Origin of the sequence: Tepidiphilus sp. J10 (assembly GCF_006980785.1) — a bacterium.
Taxonomy (GTDB): domain Bacteria; phylum Pseudomonadota; class Gammaproteobacteria; order Burkholderiales; family Rhodocyclaceae; genus Tepidiphilus; species Tepidiphilus olei.
Genome location: NZ_SBHP01000001.1, coordinates 679,681 through 697,495 on the forward strand (window position 1 = coordinate 679,681; position 17,815 = coordinate 697,495).

At 65.2% G+C, this 17,815-nt stretch carries 18 protein-coding genes; 9 read left to right on the forward strand and 9 right to left on the reverse strand.

What is annotated here, in order from left to right; all coding sequences use genetic code 11:
- Window positions 1-74: 74 nt before the first annotated feature.
- Genes EPD81_RS03335 through EPD81_RS03345 form a run of 3 tightly spaced genes read right to left on the reverse strand, consistent with a single transcriptional unit; the run spans window position 75 to window position 3,051 of the window.
- Complete coding sequence (locus EPD81_RS03335; RefSeq protein ID WP_142803981.1) at window positions 75-1,082, reverse strand: TRAP transporter substrate-binding protein; 1,008 nt, start codon at window positions 1,080-1,082, stop codon at window positions 75-77.
- A 53-nt stretch (window positions 1,083-1,135) separates the two neighbouring features.
- Complete coding sequence (locus tag EPD81_RS03340; RefSeq protein ID WP_142803982.1) at window positions 1,136-2,419, reverse strand: TRAP transporter large permease; 1,284 nt, start codon at window positions 2,417-2,419, stop codon at window positions 1,136-1,138.
- Window positions 2,416-3,051, reverse strand: coding sequence for a TRAP transporter small permease (locus EPD81_RS03345; protein ID WP_142803983.1), 636 nt, complete (start codon window positions 3,049-3,051; stop codon window positions 2,416-2,418). Before EPD81_RS03345 ends, EPD81_RS03340 begins: the two co-directional genes overlap by 4 nt.
- Before the next feature lie 383 nt (window positions 3,052-3,434).
- Here EPD81_RS03345 and EPD81_RS03350 point away from each other — a divergent pair, with 383 nt between their 5' ends.
- The 5 genes from EPD81_RS03350 to EPD81_RS03370 all read left to right on the forward strand — a co-directional run bounded on the left by EPD81_RS03350 (window position 3,435) and on the right by EPD81_RS03370 (window position 10,428).
- Window positions 3,435-3,908 (forward strand): formate dehydrogenase subunit gamma, encoded by a 474-nt coding sequence (locus EPD81_RS03350; protein WP_221929189.1) that lies wholly within the window; start codon window positions 3,435-3,437, stop codon window positions 3,906-3,908.
- Window positions 3,905-5,461, forward strand: coding sequence for an NADH-quinone oxidoreductase subunit NuoF (locus EPD81_RS03355; protein WP_142803985.1), 1,557 nt, complete (start codon window positions 3,905-3,907; stop codon window positions 5,459-5,461). Before EPD81_RS03350 ends, EPD81_RS03355 begins: the two co-directional genes overlap by 4 nt.
- Window positions 5,462-5,490: 29 nt before the next feature.
- Entirely contained in the window at window positions 5,491-8,508 is a 3,018-nt protein-coding gene (gene fdhF, locus EPD81_RS03360; protein ID WP_142803986.1) for a formate dehydrogenase subunit alpha, read from the forward strand.
- A gap of 62 nt (window positions 8,509-8,570) precedes the next feature.
- Entirely contained in the window at window positions 8,571-9,971 is a 1,401-nt protein-coding gene (gene fumC / locus EPD81_RS03365) for a class II fumarate hydratase (RefSeq protein WP_142803987.1), read from the forward strand.
- A 25-nt stretch (window positions 9,972-9,996) separates the two neighbouring features.
- The gene (locus EPD81_RS03370) at window positions 9,997-10,428 is read left to right on the forward strand and encodes a hypothetical protein (protein ID WP_142803988.1); all 432 of its coding nucleotides are present in this window, start codon (window positions 9,997-9,999) and stop codon (window positions 10,426-10,428) included.
- A gap of 9 nt (window positions 10,429-10,437) precedes the next feature.
- Here the strand turns inward: EPD81_RS03370 and EPD81_RS03375 are convergent, their stop codons facing one another.
- Entirely contained in the window at window positions 10,438-10,968 is a 531-nt protein-coding gene (locus EPD81_RS03375) for a DOMON-like domain-containing protein (protein ID WP_142803989.1), read from the reverse strand.
- Window positions 10,969-11,114: 146 nt separating this feature from the next.
- Entirely contained in the window at window positions 11,115-11,531 is a 417-nt protein-coding gene (locus EPD81_RS03385; protein WP_037990295.1) for a hypothetical protein, read from the reverse strand.
- A gap of 92 nt (window positions 11,532-11,623) precedes the next feature.
- Here EPD81_RS03385 and EPD81_RS03390 point away from each other — a divergent pair, with 92 nt between their 5' ends.
- Genes EPD81_RS03390 through nusB form a run of 4 tightly spaced genes read left to right on the forward strand, consistent with a single transcriptional unit; the run spans window position 11,624 to window position 14,339 of the window.
- Entirely contained in the window at window positions 11,624-12,247 is a 624-nt protein-coding gene (locus EPD81_RS03390) for a riboflavin synthase (RefSeq protein ID WP_142803990.1), read from the forward strand.
- Entirely contained in the window at window positions 12,244-13,386 is a 1,143-nt protein-coding gene (ribBA, locus tag EPD81_RS03395) for a bifunctional 3,4-dihydroxy-2-butanone-4-phosphate synthase/GTP cyclohydrolase II (protein ID WP_142803991.1), read from the forward strand. The genes EPD81_RS03390 and ribBA overlap by 4 nt, the downstream gene beginning before the upstream one ends.
- A gap of 3 nt (window positions 13,387-13,389) precedes the next feature.
- Window positions 13,390-13,860: a 6,7-dimethyl-8-ribityllumazine synthase gene (ribH, locus tag EPD81_RS03400; RefSeq protein ID WP_142803992.1), complete on the forward strand. Its 471-nt coding sequence runs from the start codon at window positions 13,390-13,392 to the stop codon at window positions 13,858-13,860.
- Entirely contained in the window at window positions 13,857-14,339 is a 483-nt protein-coding gene (gene nusB, locus EPD81_RS03405) for a transcription antitermination factor NusB (RefSeq protein WP_142803993.1), read from the forward strand. Before ribH ends, nusB begins: the two co-directional genes overlap by 4 nt.
- 47 nt (window positions 14,340-14,386) lie before the next feature.
- Here the strand turns inward: nusB and EPD81_RS03410 are convergent, their stop codons facing one another.
- From EPD81_RS03410 to yedE, 4 genes are all read right to left on the reverse strand, one after another.
- A complete protein-coding gene (locus tag EPD81_RS03410; protein WP_142803994.1) occupies window positions 14,387-14,740 on the reverse strand; it encodes a DUF5368 domain-containing protein in 354 nt (117 codons plus the stop codon).
- 27 nt (window positions 14,741-14,767) lie between these two features.
- A complete protein-coding gene (locus tag EPD81_RS03415) occupies window positions 14,768-16,096 on the reverse strand; it encodes an FAD/NAD(P)-binding oxidoreductase (protein ID WP_142804263.1) in 1,329 nt (442 codons plus the stop codon).
- Between the two features lie 219 nt (window positions 16,097-16,315).
- A complete protein-coding gene (yedF, locus tag EPD81_RS03420; protein ID WP_142803995.1) occupies window positions 16,316-16,564 on the reverse strand; it encodes a sulfurtransferase-like selenium metabolism protein YedF in 249 nt (82 codons plus the stop codon).
- Complete coding sequence (gene yedE / locus EPD81_RS03425; RefSeq protein ID WP_142803996.1) at window positions 16,561-17,745, reverse strand: selenium metabolism membrane protein YedE/FdhT; 1,185 nt, start codon at window positions 17,743-17,745, stop codon at window positions 16,561-16,563. Before yedE ends, yedF begins: the two co-directional genes overlap by 4 nt.
- Window positions 17,746-17,815: the final 70 nt, after the last annotated feature.

Below are 17,815 nucleotides of genomic sequence, written 5' to 3' on the forward strand. Positions count from 1 at the left end.
GGCCACCCGATTTGCCGCCGGACGGGGCGGGCGGATGCCCCTCTCTTCGCCCCGTCCCCTGAGTTCCCGCCACGTCAGCGCAAGGATTTGGGATCGAAGCCGGTGGCCTGATAGACCTCTTCGATCACCGAGCGACCGATACGCCCGCTCATCTGCTCATGCACCGGCACGAGCGCCTTCTTCAGCGCCAGCTTCTCCTCGGCGCTCAAGGTGATGATCTCGCTCGTCCCTGCGGCCTTCACCGCCTCGATCGCCTTGGCATTCTCTTCCGCAGCGATATCATTGGCATAAACGGTGGCCTCTTCCATGGCCTTCTCCAGCGCCGCGCGCACCTCATCGGGCAGGCCATCCCAGAAGCGCTTGTTGACGATCACGGCGTAGCCGAGGTAGCCATGATCCGACAGGGTGACGTACTTCTGCACCTCGTGCATTTTTTGGGTATAGAGATTGGAGGGCGGATTTTCGGTGCCATCGACCACCCCGGTCTGCAGGGCCTGATATACCTCGGAGAACGCCATCACCTGCGGGATGGCGCCGAGGGCACGCATCTGCGCCTCGAGCACCTTGGAAGATTGGATGCGCATTTTCAACCCTTTGAAGTCTTCGGGTTTGCGCAGCGGCCGGTTGGCCGAGAACACCTTGAAGCCGTTGTCCCAGTAGGCCAACCCTTTGATGCCCTTCGGCTCGAGCTCGGCGAACAGTTTCTTGCCGACGGGGCCGTAGGTCACCTTGTGCAGGTCTTCATAGCCCTCGAAGATGTAAGGCAGGTCGAACACCTCGAACTGACGCACCCCCAAAGGACCGAACTTCGCCAACGAAGGCGCCAGCATCTGCACCGCCCCCATCTGCAGCGCGTCGAGTTCTTCCTTGTCCTTGTAGAGCGTACTGTTGGGATAGACCTCGACCTTGACCTTCCCTTCGGTGTATTTTTCGGCCAGCTCCTTGAATTTCAGCGCTCCCTTGCCCTTGGGGGTATCTTCGGCCACCACGTGGCTGAATTTGAGCAGGATGGGTTCGGCCGCCTGCGCCACCCCCATCGTCGCCACCAGCGCCAGCGCGCCGATCATCATTTTCAATTTCATGTTTTCCCTCCCGATGGCATGGAAAATGGACGATGCGAAATCGTCATCACACTTTACATCATTCCCAGCGCCTGGGGCAACGCCAGCGACAAAGTCGGCCAGTACGTGACCAAGACGAGGAAGACGAGCATGGTCAGCAGCCAAGGGATCACGGCACGCGAGGTCTCGCCCAAGCCGGCGCCGGTGATGCCGCTGGCCACGAAGAGATTGAGCCCCACCGGAGGGGTGATCATGCCGATTTCCATGTTGACGGTCATGATCACGCCGAAGTGGATCGGATCGATGCCCAGTGCCACCGCCACCGGAAAGAGAATGGGGGCGAGGATGAGGATGATCGAAGAGGGCTCCATCAGATTGCCCGCCAGGAGCAACAGCACGTTGACCACCAGCAGGAACCCGATCGGCCCCAACCCCAGATCGATGATCGCCTGCGCGAGCATCTGAGGGATCTGCTCGCTGGTGAGGATGAAAGAAAAGAGCGAAGCCGAGGCGATGATGAAGAAGAGCATGGAGGACATGTTGGCCGAGTCGACCAAGACCCGGGGTACGTCGCGCCAAGTCATGTCACGATAGACGAAGAGCGCAATCACTGCGGCATAGACGGCGCTCATGGCCGCGGCCTCGGTGGCAGTGAAGATGCCGGCGTAGATCCCCCCCATGACGATGACGATGAGCAGCAGACCCCAGAAAGCCTCACGCAGGGCCTGCCAGCGCTCGCGCCAGGAGACCTTCGCTTCGCGCGCGAAACCGTGTTTCCTGGCCTGCCAATACGTGATGGCCCCGAGCATGAGCACCAGCACGAGCCCCGGCAACACGCCAGCCATGAAGAGGGCCCCGATCGAGGTGTTGGTCGTGACCGCGTACATCACCATCACGATGGACGGCGGAATGAGGATCCCCAGACCACCGGCCGAAGCCACGGTACCGATCGCGAAACGGCGCGAATAACCCTGTTTGAGCATGGCCGGAATGAGGATGGAACCGATGGCCAGTACCGTGGCCGGAGAAGATCCCGAAACGGCCGCGAAGAGCGCGCAAGCGAGTACCGCCGTCATCCCCAGACCGCCGGTGACGTGCCCGACCATGGAATTGGCGAACCGGATCATACGCCTCGCCACCCCGCCGCTCGTCAAGAAGGTGCCGGCCAGGATGAAGAATGGAATGGCGAGGAGCTCGAATTTCTCGATGCCGGTAAACATCTTCAGGGCTACGGATTCGAGCGGCACCGGCGTCCAGAACGCCATATACGTGATGACCGTCAGCCCCAGCGCCACGCCGATGGGCATGCCCACCAGCATGAGCACGAAGAGCATACCGAAGAGAATGGCGGCGCTCATCGGCTCGCTCCCTGCTCGATCGAGGGCGGCACCCCCTCACCCTCGTCCAGCCCCTTGACGTGCGCCACGCGATGCTGCGGCAAGATGCCGTCACGCCAATAGCCGAGCAAGGCTTCGAGGAAACGCCAGCCCATCAAGGCACTGCCCAAGGGGATGGCGAGATATACCATCCAGGAAGGCCATTCCAGATCGGCCGTGAGCGGACCCTCGAAATAGGGCCCGGGATCTCGCCCCAAACCGGTATACCAGGCGTATGCCGCGCCGTTTTCCCATACCAAACGCACACCGTACCACACGAGCAAGCCGCAAAAGAGCAGGCCACATAGCAGCCCCAGAGTGATGCACGCGCGGCGTGCGCCGCCATGCAGGCGCATCACCAGTAGATCTACCCCCACGTGAATGCCGGTACGCACGCCATAAGCCGCCCCGAACTTCGCCATCCACACGGCACAGATCATGGCGAATTCCTGCGCCCAGCCGAAATGGAATCCTAGGAGCCAATCTTGCAGGTAAGGGATGGCAAAACCCGCAAGATAGCGATGCACCACGGCCAGAAAGATGACCAGGGTCGAGATGGCCAGCAGAGCGCCGATGGTGAATTCTTCGAGTCGATCGAGCAGGCGGCGAAACATCCTCTCTCCCGGCAAGGGCGCGCTTGGGCAAAGGCGCGCAGTGTAGCGATCTCCATGGCCGGGCGCCACTAGGGAAACCCCTATAGGGCAGCGCAGCACGTGTCCTCCGACCGTCAGTGGGCATTATAACGGCAGCGCGAACAATCGTCGCGAACGGTTGCAGGACGAGAACGCCCAGAGCGCCAGATGCCAGACTGGTCAAAGGATCGGGGCAGGGGGTAAGGCGGCGTCCGAGCATCGGAGAAGGCCGCCCTGTCCTCGAGCCGCTCATTCGCGTAGCCCCTGGGGTATCCGCCGCGCTCGGCAGAGATCACTCCATCCTCTTGACACAAAAACGGTTTATGCCTCTAATCGAAATTATTGGCTTTTCCGTGGAGCGCGGCATGACCCCTTCGGCGTGGGATGAAACCACCGTCCGGCGCGTGATCGACGCGCACAAAGAGCGACCCGGTGCGCTGCTGCCCATCCTGCACGCGCTGCAAACCGAATTCGGTCACGTGCCGCGCGGCAGCGTCCCGTTGATCGCCGAGGCGCTCGATCGCTCGCGCGCCGAAATCCACGGCGTCATCAGTTTTTATCCTCATTTTCGTGAGCAAGCGCCCGGGGCGCACGTGCTGCAGATTTGCCGTGGCGAATCCTGCCTGGCCATGGGGGGCGAGCATCTGGCCGAGCATGCCAAGGAACGGCTCGGTTGCGAGTTCCATGGCACGCGCGCCGACGGGGCGGTGACGCTGGAGCCGGTGTATTGCCTGGGGCAATGCGGCTGCTCCCCGGCCCTGCAGTTCGACGGCGAGGTCTACGGGCGTATGACGCCGGCGCGCCTGGACGAACTCTTGCGCGCGAAGGGGTTGGTATGAGCGTGACCGTCTATGTGCCGCGGGATTCGAGCGCACTGGCCGTGGGGGCCGAGGCGCTCGCCGAGGCAATCCAACGCGAAGCTGCGCAGCGCGGGGTCGAGCTGCGGCTCGCGCGCAACGGCTCGCGCGGTCTGTTCTGGCTCGAACCTTTGGTCGAAGTCGCCACGCCCGCTGGACGCATCGCCTATGGGCCGGTGCGGGCGCAAGACGTCCCGGAGCTCTTCGATGCGGGGTTTCTCGCAGGAGGGGCGCACCCCACCCGACTCGGACCCATTGAGCAGATCCCCTACCTGCAACGTCAGCAGCGACTGACGTGCGCCCGGATCGGCCTCATCGATCCGCTCGATCTCGACGATTATCTCGCCCACGGCGGCTATCGTGGCCTGCACCGTGCGCTCGAACACGCCCCGGAGGAGATCGTCGCGGCGATCACCGCCTCCGGCCTGCGCGGACGCGGCGGCGCGGCCTTTCCTGCCGGCATCAAGTGGAACACGGTCCGTGAGGCTCCGGGAAGCGTCAAATACGTCGTCGCCAATGCCGACGAGGGGGATTCCGGCAGTTTCGCCGATCGGCTGATCATGGAAGGCGATCCCTTCGCCTTGATCGAAGGGATGACCATCGCTGCGCTCGCCGTCGGCGCGACCCAAGGCTATATCTACCTGCGCGTCGAATATCCGCACGCCCACGCTACGTTGGAGCGCGCCCTCGCTACCGCCTACCGCGCCGGCTATCTGGGCGCAGACGTCGCCGGCAGCGGCAAACGTTTCGATGTGGAAGTGAGACTCGGTGCCGGAGCCTATGTCTGCGGCGAGGAGACGGCGCTACTCGAGAGCCTCGAGGGCAAGCGCGGCATGGTGCGCAGCAAACCGCCGCTGCCGGCGCTGCGCGGCCTCTTCGGTCAACCCACGCTCGTCAATAACGTCCTGACGCTTGCCACTGTCCCTTACATCCTCGCCGAAGGGGCCGAAGCCTACCAGCAGCTCGGTACCGGCCGTTCGCGCGGCACGCTGCCGATCCAGCTCGCGGGCAACATCGCCCGGCCAGGCCTCATCGAACAACCCTTTGGCATCAGCCTGCGCGAGATCCTCTACGACTATGGCGGCGGTTCGGCCACGGGGCGGCCGCTGCGCGCCGTGCAAGTCGGTGGCCCGCTCGGCGCCTATGTACCGGCCGCGCACTTCGACCTCCCCCTCGACTACGAAGTCTTCGCCGCCCAGGGCGCGGTCCTCGGACACGGCAGCATCGTGGCGTTCGACGACACCGTCGACATGGCCCGGATGGCGCGGCACGCACTGGCGTTCTGTGCCGCCGAATCGTGCGGCAAATGCACGCCCTGCCGCCTCGGCTCGACCCGCGGCGTCGAAGTGATGGATGATGTGCTCGCGGGCCGCCAGGTGGAGACCAAGCTCGCCCTGTTGCGCGACCTCGGCGAGACGATGCGCCTGGGATCGCTCTGTGCGCTGGGTGGCATGACGCCTTATCCGGTGCTCAGCGCCTTGGAGCACTTCCCCGAAGATTTCACGGCCGCCGCTGCCCGCAGTAGGCTGGGCTAGGCCACGTCCGGCCGTCCTGGAGACCTCCGATGCCTTTTGCCCCTCTGTCCGCCGAGGAAACTACCCCGTCCCAGGTCACGCTCTCGATCGATGGGTTCTCGATCCGGGTCCCTGCGGGTACGACCATCCTGCAAGCCGCCGAGCGGCTGGGTCTGCGCATCCCGCGGCTGTGCGCCTGCGACCGCCTCGAGCCCTATGGTTCTTGTCGGCTGTGCCTGGTGCAGATCGAGGGGGTGCGCGGCACCCCGGCCTCCTGCACCACGCCGGTCGCCGAGGGCATGCGGGTGCAGACGCAAACCGAGACCCTGGCGCGGCTGCGCCGGGGCGTGATGGAACTCTACCTCTCCGAGCATCCGCTCGACTGCCCCACCTGCAGCGCCAACGGCGACTGCGAACTCCAGGAGATGGCGGCGCTCGTCGGCGTGCGCGAAGTGCGCTATGCCCGCCCCGAACCGGGTCGAGCCTCGCCCATGGACACGAGCAATCCCTACTTCCGTTTCGACCCGGACAAATGCATCGTCTGTGCCCGTTGCGTGCGTGCTTGTGGCGAAATCCAGGGTACGTTCGCGCTCACGCTCGACGGGCGCGGCTTTGCCACCCGCGTGGCGGCAGGGCAGGCGGAGCCTTTTCGCGACTCCGAATGCGTCTCCTGCGGCGCCTGTGTCCAGGCTTGTCCGACTGCGGCCTTGAATGAAACGGCGGTGCACGAGAAAGGTCTGCCGGACCGCGCCATCGTCACCACCTGCGCCTATTGCGGCGTGGGTTGCTCCTTCAAGGCCGAGATGAAGGGCAACGAAGTGATCCGCATGGTCCCCGCCGCGTCCGGGCGCGCCAACGAAGGGCATTCGTGCGTCAAGGGGCGGTTCGCCTTCGGTTACGCCACCCATCCCGATCGCATCACCACGCCGCTGATCCGCCAATCGATCCACGATCCATGGCAAGCCGTGAGTTGGGACGAAGCGATCGCTTACGCTGCCGCCGAATTCGCCCGCATACAGGCAAAATACGGACGGGAATCCGTCGGGGGCATTACCTCGAGCCGCTGCACCAACGAGGAAACCTACCTCGTGCAAAAGCTGGTGCGCGCCGCTTTCGGCAACAACAACGTCGATACCTGCGCCCGCGTCTGTCACGCGCCCACCGGCTACGGCCTGAAGCGCACGCTCGGCGAATCGGCCGGAACCCAGGATTTCGCCTCGGTGATGCACGCCGACGTGATCCTCGTGATCGGCGCCAACCCCACCGAAGCCCACCCGGTATTCGGGGCTCGCCTCAAACGCCGTCTGCGGCAAGGCGCACGCCTCATCGTCATCGATCCGCGCGCCACCGAGCTCGTCCGTGGCACCCACGTTCGCGCCACGTATCACCTACCGCTCAAACCCGGTACCAACGTCGCGCTACTCAACGCCCTGTCCCACGTGATCGTCAGCGAAGGGCTGGTCGACGAAGCGTTCGTCGCCGAGCGCTGCGAACCCGAAGCATTTGCCCAATGGCGCGACTTCATCGCCCAGCCCCGCCACAGCCCCGAAGCCAGTGCCGCGATCACCGGCGTGCCGGCTGCGTCGGTCCGCGCGGCCGCCCGCCTCTACGCCAACGCCCCCAACGCCGCGATCTATTACGGCCTGGGAGTGACGGAACACCGGCAGGGCGCCACAGCCGTGATCGCGATCGCCAACCTCGCCATGGCCACGGGCAACTTCGGCCGCCCCGGCGTCGGCGTCAATCCGCTGCGTGGTCAGAACAACGTGCAGGGTTCCTGCGACATGGGTTCCTTTCCCCATGAATTTCCCGGCTACCGCCACGTTTCCGATGCGCCGACCCGTGCCCTGTTCGAAGCCGCCTGGGGCGTGCCGCTGTCGTCCGAGCCGGGGCTGCGACTGCCCAACATGCTCGCCGAAGCCCGCGCCGGACGGTTCAAGGGGCTCTACCTCCAGGGCGAGGACCTCGTCCAATCCGAACCCAACCAGAGGCACGTACGGGCGGCGCTCGCTGCGATGGAATGCGTGGTGGTGCAGGACCTCTTCCTCAATGAAACGGCTGCCTACGCCCACGTCTTTCTCCCTGGGGCCTCTTTCCTCGAAAAGAACGGCACGTTCACCAACGCCGAACGGCGCATCTCCCGCGTGCGCCAAGTGATGCCCCCCTTGGCCGGATACGAAGATTGGCAAGTGACGCAAAAGCTCGCCTCGGCGCTCGGTTACCCCATGACCTATACGCATCCCGCCGAGATCATGGACGAGATCGCTCGGCTCACGCCCCAATTCCGCGGCGTGAGCTACGCCAAGCTCGAGGCGCGCGGCAGCCTGCAATGGCCTTGCAACGACGAGGCCCCCGACGGCACGCCGGTGCTGCACGTCGATGGCTTCGTGCGCGGCAAAGGCGCGTTCCTCCTCACCGAGTACGTCCCGACCCCACAGCATCCGGACGCGCGTTTCCCCCTGATCCTCACCACCGGCCGCATCCTCTCGCAGTACAACGTCGGCACGCAGACCCGGCGCACCGCCAATATCCTCTGGGACGACGCCGACCTGCTGCACCTCCACCCCGATGACGCCGCCGCCCGCGGCATCGCCGACGGCGACCGCGTGCACCTCGAAAGCCAGGTCGGATCGACGATCCTGCGCGCCGTGCTCGACGACCGCCTACAGCCCGGCCTCGTTTTCACCACCTTCCACTTCCCGGAATCGCGCACCAACGCGCTCATCACCAGCAGCTCCGACTGGGCCACGAACTGCCCAGAATACAAAGTCACTGCGGTGCAAGTTCGTCGCGTGGACGCGACCGTGGACTTGCCCTCCTTCGTCGATGAATTGCCGCCCGCTTTCGATCTGCCGCACAAACTGGTCGAGATGGCCAACCAGATCGGCGAATTTTTCGCGGCGCAGCCCGAGCGCGAAGCCGCCGTGCGCGCCATCGCCGAGCATCTGGAAAAATTCTGGCACCCGACGATGCGCGAACGCCTCGTGCAGTGTCTACAGACGGAGGAGCCTTCCCTCTCCCCCTTGGTGCGCGAGGCAGCCCGGTCGTTGCTTGAACGGGTCACGTGACGAGACGAAGCGCGCTCCACGGACTACAATGGATTCGATTCCGTCCGTTGGAGGCCGTAACCATGGACAAACGCCGCGAAACCGACACGCTGGGGGAAGTCTGGGTCCCGGCCGACCGCTACTGGGGCGCGCAAACCCAGCGCTCGCTGGAGCATTTCCCCATCGGGGTGAGAAACCACCGCATGCCGCTGCCCATCATCCGGGCACTCGGCATTCTCAAGAAAGCGGCGGCGCAAGCCAATGCCGAACTGGGCGAATTGCCGAAGGAACTCGCCGAACTCATCGTGCGCGCCGCCCAGGAAGTGATCGAGGGCAAGCTCGACGATCACTTCCCCCTCGTCGTCTTCCAGACCGGCAGCGGCACGCACAGCAACATGAACGCCAACGAGGTCATCGCCAATCGCGCCAATGAGCTCGCCGGCCAGCCTTTGGGCAGCAAATCTCCCGTTCATCCCAACGATCACGTCAACCGCGGCCAGTCTTCGAACGACACCTTCCCCACGGCGATGTACGTGGCCACGGTGCTGGAACTGCGCCGGCACCTCTATCCCGCGGTGCAGACGCTGCGCGACACGCTGGCGCGCAAGGCCGAGGAATATACTGAACTCGTCAAGACCGGCCGCACACACCTCATGGACGCCGCCCCCATCACCCTGGGGCAAGAGATCGGCTCCTGGGTGGCGCAGATCGAAGACGCCCTCGCCTTCCTGCACCTGGCCGAAGAAGGGCTGCACGAACTGGCCATCGGGGGCACGGCCGTGGGCACCGGGCTCAATGCCCATCCGCACTTCGGGGAAGTGTGCGCCGAATACATCGCCCGTGAGACGGGTATCCCCTTTCGCAGTGCCCGCAACCGCTTCGCGGCGCTCGCCGCGCACGACGCGCTGGTCAACGTCTCGGCGGCCCTGCGCACGCTCGCCAACGCGCTCTTCAAGATGGCCAACGACGTGCGCTGGCTCGCCTCGGGGCCGGATGCAGGCATCGGCGAGCTGATCCTGCCGGCCAACGAACCGGGCAGCTCCATCATGCCGGGCAAGGTCAATCCCACCCAGTGCGAGGCGCTCACCATGGTGTGCGTGCGCGTCTTCGCCAACGACACGGCCATCGCTTTTGCCGGCAATCAGGGCAACTTCCAGCTCAACGTCTATAAACCCCTCATGGCGCACGCGGCGCTCGAGAGCATCGAACTGCTGTCGCAGTCCATCCTCGCCTTCGATCGCTACTGTGCCCGTGACATGCAGCCCAACCGCGAGCGCATCCGCGAGCACCTCGAACGCAACCTCATGCTGGTCACGGCGCTCAACCCGCACATCGGCTATGACAAGGCCGCCGCCATCGCCAAGAAAGCCGCGGCCGAGCGCAAGACGCTCAAGCAGGCGGCCGTCGAGCTGGGCTACCTCACGGCCGAGGAGTTCGATCGCTGGGTCGATCCCCTCGCCATGACCCGGCCGGGCATGCACTGAACCGGAGATCCACGGAGGAAACGCCATGAGCCAAGACGACGGCATTACCTTTCACCCCGACGGCAGCGTACCGCAGCACGGCGAAGTCTTCGTCTTCGGCTCCAACCTCGCCGGCATGCACGGAGGCGGGGCAGCCGCCGAGGCGGTGCGCCGCTTCGGCGCGCAGATGGGCGTGGGCTGGGGCTACATGGGTGCCCCGCCGCGGCACTCCTTCGCCATCCCTACGCTGGACGAGCACTTCGAGGTCCTGCCGCTCGAAGAGATCGCGCGCTACGTCGAGCGCTTCATCCGCTTCGTCGCCGAGCATCCGCAGTTGCGCTTCTTCGTCACCCGTGTGGGCTGCGGCATCGCCGGCTACCGCGACGAGCAGATCGCCCCGCTCTTCCGGCCGCTCATCGCCATCGGTCGCTGCTCGTTTGCCGAGAAGTGGCGGCCTTATCTTCTTGCGGAAACCTGAGGGGCGGAATCACTCTTCCCAGCGCAGCGCGAATCCCTCGAGCGCATGAAAATCCGGTCGGCCCGGCGAGTGCGCCAGCGCCCACCAGGAAAATTCTCCCCCATGCCCTTCGAGCACGGCGGCAAGACCCAGGCGCAGCGCGCCCTCTCCGGCAGGCAGCGATTCGGGGGCAAGTCGAACTTGAAGATCCAGGCGGCCGGGCGCACGCTGCCAGCGCAGGCGAGGGGCCGGGGGCCGAGGCGCCGGCGCGGGTTCGCGGTAGGCGGAAAAGCGATAGAACGCCCATTGGCCGCTGGGCGAGAAGTTGAATTCGCGGTACCCGCTGCTGCCTTCACGGGCGAGGAAGAGCTCGAAGCAGGTGTGCTCCCACAACCGCTGCGGCGGCAGGGGTGCGCCGGCGTCGGGGACGCGCAACCGCTCCACTTCGCCTCGCAGGGTATAGCCAAGCACGAACGCCCCCTCCTGGCGCTCGAGCTCCACCTCCAGGGCGAACTCGCCGAGCGCCGCGGACTCGGGATGGGGGTGAAGCGCGACGCGCATCAGGGAAACGCTGAATAATTGGCTGCGCGGGCGAATCGCTGCGTTGCGCGGTGCTCGCTCCCTCGCCTATCTACTCGATATGTCTCGGTCGCTGCGCTCCGTGCGCCTTGCGCTTCATCCCGCTCGCTCATTTCTTCAGCGTTTCCTTAGGGCAGGATGAGTCCTCCGCCGCCCAGACCGCCCAGACCCCCCGCCCCGCCGCCGGGACCACCGCCGCGCAGGTCGGTGCCGGCCAGCGCACTCTGCGCGAGCAGCGAAGACTGCTCCAGCTCCAGGCGGCGCAGTTCGTCCATCGTCTCCTCGATTTTTTTCTCGGCGGCCGCGGCAAAGCCGGCCACCGCCTCGGCGAGCGTCTTCGCCGGAATCTCGAAGCTGATGGGCAAAGCCCCCATGGGGGTCATCACGGTGATCGAGCCGCTGAAGACTTCCGTCCGGGCGGGATCGGGCGCCCCCTCGACGGTGACGGGAATCAGCCGGCGAATCGAACCGACACGGCGATCGAGATAAAGCTCCTCACGGTAGAGAGAGGCCGGATCCATCGGCGGAACTTGATTGCGAGCCATGGTTCTACTCCTACAGGGTTTGGCCGATTTTACCCCGCAACCCACTGCTTTCCCGTAAAATCCTTTTTTTTTGCCCGATCTGCGAGGATGCCATGTTTACCGGTATCGTGATGGGCATCGGACGCCTGGTCGACGTCACGCCCCTTGCCGATGGCGTGCACATCGCCGTCGATTCGCGTGCGCTCGAGCTCGAAGACGTCCGCCTGGGCGACAGCATCGCCCACAGCGGCGTATGCCTGACCGTGGTGGCGCGGCAGGGGACGGTGCTCGAATACGACGTCTCGGGCGAGACGCTCGCCTGCTCGGTGGGGTTGAACGAACCCGGCCGCGAGCTCAACCTCGAAAAGGCCCTACGCCTGGGCGATGCGCTCGGCGGACATCTCGTCACCGGCCACGTCGATGGCATCGGCCTCGTCGAGCGCTTCGCACCCGTGGGCAGCAGCACCCTGCTCGAGATCCGCGCCCCGGCGGCGCTTTCCCCTTTCCTTGCCCGCAAAGGCTCGGTGGCCGTCGATGGCGTGAGCCTCACCGTCAACGCCGTGCGCGACGTGCCCGACGGCTCCTGCATTTTTTCCATCAACCTCATCCCGCACACGCTGGCGCAAACCACGCTGAAGCATCTCGCACCCGGCGCGCGCGTCAATCTCGAAGTCGATCCGCTGGCGCGCTACTGCGCGCGCGTGCTCGAATACGCCGCGAGGACCCCCTCCCCATGAACGACCTCTCCCCGACCACGCCTCCTCTGCCTGCCACGAGCGGAGGAATCAGCCCCATCGAGACCATCATCGACGAGATCCGCCAAGGCCACATGGTGATCCTCGTCGATGACGAGGCCAGGGAAAACGAGGGCGATCTCGTGCTCGCCGCCGAATGCGTCACCCCCGAGGCGATCAACTTCATGGCCAAATACGGCCGCGGCCTCATCTGCCTGACGCTCACCGAGGAGCGCTGCAAGCAGCTCGGGCTCAAACTCATGGTGCAGGACAACCGCTCCCCCTATGAGACCGCCTTCACCACCTCGATCGAGGCGGCACGGGGCGTCACCACCGGCATCTCGGCGCACGACCGGGCGCAGACCGTACGTGCGGCCGTGGCCCGCCACGCCAAGCCCGAGGATATCGTCCAGCCGGGGCACATCTTTCCCCTCATGGCGCGCAAGGGGGGCGTGCTCATCCGCGCCGGACACACCGAGGCCGGTTGTGATCTGGCGCAACTGGCCGGCTTCGAGCCCGCCGCCGTCATCTGCGAGATCCTCAATGAAGACGGCTCGATGGCGCGCCTGCCCGATCTCATCGAATTCGCCAAGAAACACGGCCTGAAGATCGGCGCCATCCGCGACCTCATCGAATACCGCTTGCGTACCGAGACCTTGGTGCGCAAGGCGGCCGAGCGGGCCGTGTCCACCCCCTATGGCGACTTCACCCTCTACGCCTTCCAGGACGAGACCACGGGCGAAGTGCATTTCGCCGCCACCTATGGCACGATCGAGGCGAACCGCGAAACCCTGGTGCGGGTGCACGAACCCATCTCGGTGCTCGACTTCCTCGCCCCAGAGGCCCCGGGACACTCGGTACCGGTGCCCGAGGCGCTGCGCCGCATCGCATCGAGCCCGGCCGGGGTCATGGTCATGCTGCACCGCCCGCAAAGCGGCCAGGAATTACTCGAAGTGCTCACGCAAACGCCGGCGCGCCGACGCGCCTGGGACCCGCGACTGCTCGGCGTAGGGGCACAGATCCTGCACGCACTGGGCGTGGGCAAGATGCGCCTGCTGTCGCACCCGATGAGTTTTCCCAACCTCTCCGGCTTCGGGCTGGAGATCACCGGCTTCGAAGACCCACCCGCCGCGAAAGGATGAGCCATGGCCCGTTATGACGACATCTTCGAATACGACGAAAACCTCGACGGCCGGGGCCTGCGCATCGCGGTCGTGATGAGCCGCTTCAACCAGGATATAGGTGAGGGGCTGCTGTCGGCCTGCGTCGCCGAGCTGCGCCGCCTGGACGTGGCCCCGACCGACGTGCGCCTGGCCACAGTCCCCGGCGCGCTCGAACTGCCGCTCGCCCTACAGACCTTCGGCCGCACGGGGCGGTTCGATGCGCTCATCGCGCTCGGCGCCGTCATCCGAGGCGAAACCTACCACTTCGAGCTCGTCTCCAACGAGATGGGCGCCGGCATAACCCGCGTGGCGCTCGATCTGGGGTTGCCGATCGCCAACGGCGTGCTCACCACCGACACCGACGAACAGGCGCTCGCCCGCATGAGCGAGAAAGGGCGCGATTGCGCCCGCGCCGCCGTGGAAATGGCCAACCTGTGCAAAGCGATCCGATGAACGAAGAACTGCTCACCTCCGCCGAAGAAGACCGTGCCCCGCGCCGCCAGCGCCGACGGCTCGCCCGCGAACTCGCCCTCAAGGGCACCTACCAATGGCTCTTGTCCGATAATCCGCTCGCGCAGATCGAGGCGCAGCTCGCCCAGGACGAAGACTTTCCCGGGGCAGACCACGAACTGATGCTGGAGCTGCTGCGCGGCGCCGTCTCCCGCGCCGATCTCTGGCGCGCGGAACTCACCCCCTTCCTGCGCCGACGCGTCGAGGAGCTCTCGCCGGTGGAACATGCGGTGCTGCTCATCGCCGCCGTGGAACTGCACGCCCACCCCGAGACCGCCTACAAGGTGATCCTCAATGAGGCGATCGAACTCACCAAGCGCTACGGCGGCACCGACGGACACAAGTTCATCAACGGCGTGCTCGACAAGTACGCCGCGGCGCTGCGCCCGGACGAGGTGCGCAGCGCGCGGAAGAGCCACTGAAGCGCCCCCGCGCCTAGGGAAACGCTGAATATTTCTTCAGCGTCTCCCTAGGGGTGCCGGCGGAACTGGTCCCACCAGCCAATGAAGGCATACACCAGGATGACGGTGCCGATGAAACCGATGCCGTAGATCACCCCGATCAAGAGCCAGTCGAGCGGACCACCGGCATCGGTAAAGCCCGAAGATGAGACCTTCGCCATGATCACGAGCGCGAGCACCCCACCGAACAAACCGACCGCCTCCGACTGTACCAGGCGGCGGCTCACCAGGTGCCGCTCGCGAATCCACAGGGCGAGAAAAGCGACCACGCCCCCCACAGCCAGCAGCAACAGCACCCACAACCAGATGCCCAGCATCTCCTGGAACACGGCCAGGATCACCAGCGGATCGAATTCTTTCATTGCCTTCCCCCTTCCCGCAAGCGCCCTTCAGGCGCGGCCTCGTAGCATCGCCACATAAGTCGGCTTGAGCGCCATCGTTTTCATCACCCAGGTCACCCATAGCTCTTCGAGCGGCGCCACGACCCCCGGAAACGAAGGCACCAGGTTGTTCTCGTAATCAAACTCCACCAGCATTGCGCGCCCCAGCCGCGTGATCAGGGGGCAGGACGTGTAGCCTTCATAGCGTTGCTCGCTCTTGCCTCCGGCCAGATCGGCGAGCAGATGATCCACCGCCACCGGCACCTGCCACTTCACGCTCGCCGCCGTCTTGCCCTTGGGCACCCCGGCCACGTCCCCCACGCCGAAGACGTTGGGAAAGCGCTTGTGGCGCAAGGTGGCGCGGTCGACCTCCATCCAACCGTCGGCGGCAAAGTCCCCCGTCTGCCAGGCCAGAGGGCTGAATCGCACGGGGTCGGGCGCACGCATCGGCGGAATGACATTGATGAAATCGTAGGGCTGCTCCACCTTGCCCTGCGGCGTGGTGAACACCGCGATGCGCCGCCCGATGTCGATCTCGGTGAGCACGTGATCGTAGCGCGTCTTGATACCGCGCTCGCGAAAGAGCATGCGCACTTTTTCGCTGACGATGGGCACACTGAACAAGGCTTTGTTGTGCGCGTGATAGATGAGCTCGGCCTTGCCGCGGGTGCCGCGCCGGCGGAAATAATCCTCGGTGATGAAAGTGTGCTTGAGCGGCGCGCCGGCACACTTCATCTCGGTGGCCGGGCGACAGAACACGCCCACACCGCCGCGACGGGTGAAGTCGTCGATCAGGGCCCAGGTGGCCGCAGCCGCAGCCGGACCATGATAGACGCTGCCCAGGCCATCCTTGCCGATTCGCGACACGTCCATCCCTTCGAGCGCGTCGTAATCGAGTTTCAGGCCAGTGGTAACAATGATATAATCATAATTCAACGTCTTACCCGAACTCGTGACCACCCGTTTGCCTTCCGGATCGAACTCGGCCACGGATTCCTCGAGCAGCTCGACGCCACGCGGCACGAAATCGGCCGTACGGCCAACCACGACGTAATTCTGCGGCTTGATGCCAGCGGCCACCAGCGTGTATCCCGGCTGGTAGAGGTGCTCCTTGCGTGCGTCGATGAGCGTAATCTTGGCCCCATCGAGCCGAGCCGCCAGACGGGCCGCCGCGGCAAGCCCGGCGGCGCCGGCCCCCGCGATCACGATACGCGCCGAGCTCTTCAGGCGCTCGGCAGCCTGCACCGGGGCGGACAATCCCGCGGCGAGCAGCGCTCCGCCCACTCCCAAGGACAAAAAACGGCGCCGATCGCAGGGCACGTGCCCCTGCGCCAGCATCCCGTCTTGCCATTCTTCGTCTTTCATCCCCCTCTCCTCTCATCGATCGAAGCTTTTTGTTGTTTCAGTATATTACGAAAACGTGGATCGTGCCTCCCCATCAGCGCGATCGCTCACGCAAATGTCGTAGAGCCGGCGTAAAAATCGATCACTTTCGATCCCTCCTGACGTAGGATCGTTTAATCCAGAGGAATCAGAGCATGGCTCGATCCATATCGCTCACGTCGACGATGGCACCTCGATGAGGAAGCGAAAGAGCGGCCCATGCTGCTCCACCGCCAGGCAATGGTAGCCATGGCGCGTGGCATCTTCGGGGATGCCATGGAAGGACTGGGAACAATCGGTCACCACCTCCAGGAGTTGTCCCGGCTGCATGGTGCGCAGGGTCTCGAGGGTGGCAATGGCGTTGTAGGGACAATGCTCGCCGCGCAGGTCGAGCGACAGATCCGGTTTGCGTTCGGTATTCATCGGGTTTTCCTTGCATGAGAGAACCGCCGGGCGTTGGCGGCGACGAGGGCGAGCGAGAGTGCCAGGCCGAGATAGGTGACGAGTAGCCCTCCTACGGGGCCGAAGAGCTCGAGCAGGTTCAGTTTGGGGTAGGGCAGGGCGAGCGCGCCGCCCAGTTCGTCCCAGAAGACGGCCACGAGCGTTCCCCCGATCACGTTACCCACGCCCACCACCCAGAAATGCATCTGCCCTTCCATCGCCCGGTACATCCAACCCGTCTCGCAGCCGCCGGCGAGCACGATACCCAGCCCGAAGAGCACCCCGCCGAGCACGGCGTTCGGCCCCATCCAGAAGATTTTCGGTGCGACTCCAAGGCGGATCGCCGCGAAGGTACCGATGCAGGCGGCGGCCATGCCCAACAAGATGCCATAAGCGACCTTGGTGCGGCCGGTGGTCCACAGGTCGCGCGCGGCGCTGGTGAAGCAGATCTGCCCGCGCTCGATCAGCCCCCCGTAGGCGAGGCCAAAGAGGAACGCCATGCCGAGTACGAGCGAGGCTTCGAAGCGCCAGGCCGCCACGACCAGGGAGAGCAAGAGCAAGACCCAGCCGAGGCGCCATTGCCGCTCGGTTCGCCGCGCGAGCGCTTTCGGGTCGGGCATGGCCGAACCTCCGGCCTGGACGCGCAGGGAGTGGCGCAGAAACGGCAGAAGGGTGATCTTCACCCCGATCCAGGCACCCAGCACGGTCGAGAACATGAAAGCCCAGGCGTGCACCGAGAACATGGGGATGCCGGTGAAGAAGGCTGCGAGGTTGCAGCCCATCGCCAGACGCGCCCCGAAGCCGGCGATGATGCCACCGACGAGCCCCTGGACGAGTCGACGCAGGCTCGCCGGCCGACGCAGGCCGACGTTTCCCGCCCATAGGGCGCAGCACAGCGCCCCGAGGAACATGCCGAGCACCATCACGCCGTCGACGCGATCGAGCGGCGTGCCTTGCAGCCCCAGGATCTTGAAGTAGCTCCATTCCTGAGGCTTCAGGCCGAACCAGGAGAGTACGTGTCCACCCCAGCGGGTGAACTCGCCGGTGACGGCCCAGAAGGTACCGGTGAGGGCAAAATAATAGGCCGAAGCGACCCCCAACGCGACGAGCGTGGGGATCGGCGGCCAGAAATCGACGAAAAATCGTTGGCGCAGCGAAGACATGGGGCTTCCCCTTCCCGAGGGAGAAGGGCTCTATTCTAGCGCCCCCAGCCTTCACCGCAAGAGCGGAGCG